General features: G+C 22.8%; 8 protein-coding genes and 2 pseudogenes. All 10 read right to left on the bottom strand.

The genetic code is table 4. The features are described from left to right. A pseudogene (locus tag C6B38_RS08495) lies at positions 1–1,094 on the bottom strand (spiroplasma phage ORF1-like family protein); the annotation flags it as partial. 11 nt (positions 1,095–1,105) lie between these two features. Continuing rightward, positions 1,106–1,342 (bottom strand): hypothetical protein, encoded by a 237-nt coding sequence (locus C6B38_RS08490; protein WP_105299299.1) that lies wholly within the window; start codon positions 1,340–1,342, stop codon positions 1,106–1,108. Then, positions 1,342–1,737 (bottom strand): hypothetical protein, encoded by a 396-nt coding sequence (locus tag C6B38_RS08485; protein ID WP_105299298.1) that lies wholly within the window; start codon positions 1,735–1,737, stop codon positions 1,342–1,344. Before C6B38_RS08485 ends, C6B38_RS08490 begins: the two co-directional genes overlap by 1 nt. Further along, a pseudogene (locus tag C6B38_RS08480) lies at positions 1,730–2,524 on the bottom strand (hypothetical protein); the annotation flags it as partial. The gene C6B38_RS08485 and the pseudogene C6B38_RS08480, both read right to left, overlap by 8 nt. 215 nt (positions 2,525–2,739) lie before the next feature. Beyond that, the gene (locus tag C6B38_RS08475; RefSeq protein WP_105299296.1) at positions 2,740–2,943 is read right to left on the bottom strand and encodes a DUF2649 domain-containing protein; all 204 of its coding nucleotides are present in this window, start codon (positions 2,941–2,943) and stop codon (positions 2,740–2,742) included. A gap of 203 nt (positions 2,944–3,146) precedes the next feature. After that, the gene (locus C6B38_RS08470) at positions 3,147–3,545 is read right to left on the bottom strand and encodes a DUF3627 domain-containing protein (protein ID WP_105299295.1); all 399 of its coding nucleotides are present in this window, start codon (positions 3,543–3,545) and stop codon (positions 3,147–3,149) included. Next, positions 3,529–3,879: a hypothetical protein gene (locus C6B38_RS08465; RefSeq protein ID WP_105299294.1), complete on the bottom strand. Its 351-nt coding sequence runs from the start codon at positions 3,877–3,879 to the stop codon at positions 3,529–3,531. Before C6B38_RS08465 ends, C6B38_RS08470 begins: the two co-directional genes overlap by 17 nt. Positions 3,880–4,221: 342 nt before the next feature. Next, positions 4,222–4,392: a hypothetical protein gene (locus tag C6B38_RS08460; RefSeq protein WP_233485706.1), complete on the bottom strand. Its 171-nt coding sequence runs from the start codon at positions 4,390–4,392 to the stop codon at positions 4,222–4,224. Positions 4,393–4,812: 420 nt separating this feature from the next. Continuing rightward, positions 4,813–5,064 (bottom strand): hypothetical protein, encoded by a 252-nt coding sequence (locus C6B38_RS08455; RefSeq protein WP_105299293.1) that lies wholly within the window; start codon positions 5,062–5,064, stop codon positions 4,813–4,815. Continuing rightward, positions 5,009–5,212 (bottom strand): hypothetical protein, encoded by a 204-nt coding sequence (locus tag C6B38_RS08450; protein ID WP_105299292.1) that lies wholly within the window; start codon positions 5,210–5,212, stop codon positions 5,009–5,011. The genes C6B38_RS08455 and C6B38_RS08450 overlap by 56 nt, the downstream gene beginning before the upstream one ends. Between the last annotated feature and the right edge of the window lie 188 nt (positions 5,213–5,400).

Raw genomic sequence — 5,400 nt, 5'->3', positions numbered from 1 at the left:
ATTATTAATATTATTTAACTCTAAACTACCAGAAATAATTAAATTTGCTTCATCAACAGTTAAAATCATCCGATAAATTGCTTTTTTAATATTTTTAACATCCAATTCATCAACCGTCTCAAAATCAAAAATTATCCGCTTTGTACCAACCTTATTCGGATTTTCATAATCCGCACTACCACCTTGCTGAACTCTAATATTTTCTTTCAAAACAGAATATAAAGATAAATCAATAAATTCTTTTACGCGAGTTTGTTGATAACTATTTCAATCAGTAATTTCACCGGTGTTTTTGTTAATGGTTGGTGTTTCGGGTTCACCATTAGCATCTCAACGATATAGTGAATTAATATAAACATATCAACGATTATTAATTCTATGTTCTCCATGTTCTCCAACTTTTCAAATTAACTCATTTGAAAAATTAAATTTTATAATAGAAAAATTATCACTTTGCATTTGTTTAGCAATTAAAATATATCATTTATTATTTTTTTCATTATTTTCTTTTACAAAATTATCTCTATCAATTAATTTTCAATTATCTACTTTTAACTTAACTCTTGGATAATGATTTTTTTTATAGCGGTCAACATTTTCCACAATTTCTTTCGATACATTAAACATCTTATATTTTACAGCAAAGGCATAAATAAAATCAGTTAAATCATTCAAAAAATCCTTCTTTTTAATATCATAAAATTTTTCAACCATATACCTATTTTTTAAAATATGTCATTGTTGATAATAACCCAAAAATACTTCATCTGGTTTATCATAAACAACTCCGGTTGAATAACTATCTTATAAAAAATCTAAATACCATTTATCATTAAACGATAATTTTTTTGATGTTTTTAAAGTTGGATTAATAAAATAATTTGTTTCCGACCAATTTTCAAAAAAACTACTGCGTAAAAACATCGTATTAATAAAATCAGTTTCATTAATACCTTTATGAGTACTATTCTCTCTTGTTTAAGCGTATAATGCTCCTCATTTAAGGGTCTAAACGCCGTTAAAGTAATAAATGGAATAACCAAACCCAAAAAAGTTAAAATAAATATGGCAAATAAAGATAACGATTTTTTCATAAACTTAACTTTTAACTATACAATGTTTTTGAAACAATAAACCTAATAATATATAAACTTGATATTGTTAACATTAACGGATGACTAAATAAAATTGCCATTCTACCAAATAATCAAATCAACCAAGTATCAGAATTATATAAATCCATAATAATATTTTTTGCCGATGTAAATTGATTAATAATAACAGTAATAAAACCAGTTCCAAATATCGCAATCGCTGCCACCAATAAAACTAATTTAATCATTACTTTTTATCTCCTTTAAATTTAGTACTTCTAATATTTTTTGCTTGATATCTAATACTTTGTCGTTTAAGTTCTTTTTTAACTTGCTGCTTATTACTATTCTGATAAACATTTTTACCAACATTAATACCTTTTCGTACAGTTGACGAATATACTTGCGAAACACCATTATTAACTGTTGAACCTAAATTATTATATTGTGTTGATGTGCCGTGAATTGCATAAATAGATAATTTAATAACCATAAAAAAGACTAAAAAATAAGCAATTGATGTATTTGTCATCGGTAATTTTGTATTTCAAATTACATCAAAAATAAACAAAAATATATTAAAAACAAAACTAAAAATATTATCTCAATTACTATTATTATTTTCAACTAATAAATTAATCATCTTTACCATTTCCTTTTTCTTTTTTAGGTTTTAAATTCTTTTTCAAAATATCAATATCAAACAATTCTAATCGTTCTTTAACACTTAACTTTGTAATTTCTGACCAATAATATTCTTTTTTATTAACAATTTTGTCATTCTTTAAATCACGCACAAACTTTAACCATTGACTATACTTATTAGCGAATTCAAGGGAAATTATTATTTTAAAAAACCGAATTTCTAACCCAACATCCGACTTATGTTTTGCTCTTTTACCTTCTGCTGTTCGTTCTACTGATTTTGTTTTTCAAATTTCATAATCCGTTATATCTTGGAAAATCCCAATTCGCATAATAAAGAAACGATTAAAAAAATTAAATCCTTTTTTAGCAACAAGTTTTTTCAATGAAATTGGAATAATAATCCCACTTGCTAACTGGCGAATATTATTTCAAATTATACCCTCACGCTGAGCAGTAAACAACGCACGATGTCCAAAATGTCTCGCTAAAACAATTCACGGTATTTTACCACTATGAACTTTTTTCTCATCATGAGGACTAGTTCCATCAATATACAAATAACTTTCATCAAATAAAATAACACTATCATCTGGGGGAACCGGTTTTGTTCTATCTGTAAAATCTAAATTTTTAAATGTTAAAACTTTAAATTTATCATCTTCTAACGGATAATTACTATAAATTTCATCTGTCAATAATTTCATAGTTTGCGACAAATAAGTTAAAAGTAATGTTTTACCAGTTCCTAACTTATCAATAATTACCGATAACGGATTATACTTTGGATAATTTCTTTGTATTGTGTTGGTTTATTATTTTGAATATTATTTGCTTTGCAATGTATATATTTTGTGTGATGATTGTGAAAAAATATTTTTTATCAGTTAAATGCTTTTCGGTTAGTAAATTTTGTTTGAGATAAAATCAATTAAACTAAACAAAAGCATTGAACCACTAATAAAACAATAGTTTTTAAAGAAAAATATAAATTTTTTCATTATTTAAAATACCCAACTATTTTAAAAACCATTCACAAGAAAAACCAAGTTAAAAACAAAATCCCAATTCAAATACCAACCATCAAAGTTAAATATTCATTTTGTGTTAAATTTCACATTGTAATACTTTCAACATTCGTTTTATCTATAAACAAAAATATATGAATAAAAAACTCTTTTAATTTAATTCAATCATTTTGCATTTTTAAAAACTCCACATTTTTTGAATAAGTTTAAAAAACATTCCAAAAAACAAAACAATAAATAACACAAACGATATAACATATAAAAAATCAGGGGCATTTGAACCAATAATATAACTAACAAATTGAACTCAATAATCATATAAACTTATTTAATTTAAGTCTTTCAAATCATTAATTAATTCTTGTTCTTTTTCAACACTTTAATTTGTTAAATTATTATTGTTATTATTTGCTTTTACTTTTTTAGGTTCACTTAAAAATAACGCTTTTTTCATTTTAGTAAAATAATTTTGTTTATATTGATTATATAAATTGATTAATTTTGTTCCAGTTAAATACTTTCAAATATGACGTTTTAAATTTTCTTCATATTTTACAATAGGGTAAGAATTATCATAAATCAAACCGATTGCTACTTGTTCCGAATGTTTTTCACTCGGATAAATAAACTTATTACTCAATCAAAAACCAATATGACGATTATGATTAGGTAAATTAATAAAACTTGCTTTATCTGTTGTAAAAGGGATAAATTCCTTACTAATAAAATAATTTTCTATATTCTGATTTTTCTTAACAAAATTACTCAATTTTATCATCTCCACTTCTTAGCATTTTACCTTCTCCTAATTTTCCAACTATATTTTCTAACGGTAATAATTGTTTCTTAAATACTGTAACTTTAAATTCCTTAACTTCTGATATATGCTCCATAATTACAAATGGTAAAAGTACAACAAAAAACATTAAACAGAAAAAATACCCTAAAATACCAATAATATCTCCTACATTTAAAGACCAAATTATAAAAACACTACAAAAACCAAAAAAAATTAATATATCAAAATAAATAGAACCAAAAACAAAATTTGTAATAATAAAATCTCTCTTTAATTCTTTATATTCCTTAGTTGTTTTAAATTTCATATCCATAATATAGTCTCCTAACTAAATATTTGTTTAATAAACAATGTTATAAATAATGTTTATATAATGTTTTTTAATTGTAATAAACACTGATTATTAACAATGTTATAAATAATGCTAATATATTGTTTATTTAATGTTTAATAAACAATGTTAATAAACATTGTTAAATATAAAAATAAAAAAATAATAAAAATTGGCACACTGAAAAATACTATTTAATTTTTAACAATAGTTATAAAATCATAAGTTTATAATTAAGTTGATATTATTATGGTTTTCCCTCTGTATAAATTATTTTAAATAGAAAGGAGAAATAAAATATCGAAGAAATAATAAATTCATTTTTTACAATTTTACAAATGTGATACCATCTATTTTTTGATTATCATGAATGGTATTACCAATTAAAACAATTATTTCATTAATAATAATTTTAATAATAACTTTTAAATTTATTATTCGAATTTTTAATAAATTAACAAATTTATAAATATTTTTATACAGAGAGAAAACCATAATAATACCTTAAATATAAATATTTTTACACTATACACTGTTTACAAGTTTTAAAAGAAAGTAGCTATATTTATAAAAAATATTATAAAAATTTATTTCCCAAATCTATTACTAGTATGACCCTTAATAGAAATATTCTTATTTTTATTAAATCCTACTAAAAAAATATTTTTCATAACAGACTCAATATTATGAATAATAAACAATATAGATTTATCAACTATAGAAAATATAGTTAAATTTATATGTATAATAGGGATTTTTATTATCYCAATATTAACGATAGTAATAAAGTTTATTAAAAAATAAATTTGTAAACAGTGTATAGTGTAAAAATAAACAATAAAATTATTTAATCAAATCACATATAAAAACTAGTGTGCCACAGTTAAAATACATGATAAATAATAAATATAAATACTAAAATCCTTTAACCATAACACGGAAAAAGTTTAAGATTTTAATAATACAAAATATAGCAAATGAAATTAATATAATTCACGCTTCACCTAAGAAAACCATTATCTCAGGTAAAATATTTGTTATACCTTCTTTAACTTTTCATAATGCACTAGTCAAATCCGTTCAAATACCAGTCATACCCTCAGTCATAGTTTTAGGTGTAGGTGCTGTTAAAAAAGTAAACGCTGTTGTTAAATACATACCTAACATTATTTATTACTCTCCTTTCTTTCAATTTCTTTTTTTCTTTTTTCTTTCCTCGAATTTGTTTAATTTTTTGATAAATTGATAAACCAAAATAAAGAAAAATTGCTAATACAATAACAACACTAAATATTGTCGTTAATCAAGTTGGCATAATACATCTCCTTTCTAAAAACTAAAAAATTGAAATTTGCAAACTCGCTCCGCTCGTTGTCGCTTCGCTCCATTAAAAACACTACTGAATAAATTATCCGCTAATAAATTACGCGGAATAATTTATTCTTTTACTTTTTAATTTCAATATCTTTTGCAATCTTATTAACAGTTTAACAGTATTAATAA

The organism is Spiroplasma sp. ChiS, assembly GCF_002968355.1.
Taxonomy (GTDB): domain Bacteria; phylum Bacillota_I; class Bacilli_A; order Mycoplasmatales; family Mycoplasmataceae; genus Spiroplasma; species Spiroplasma citri.
This window is presented reverse-complemented; position numbering and strand designations above follow the sequence as displayed.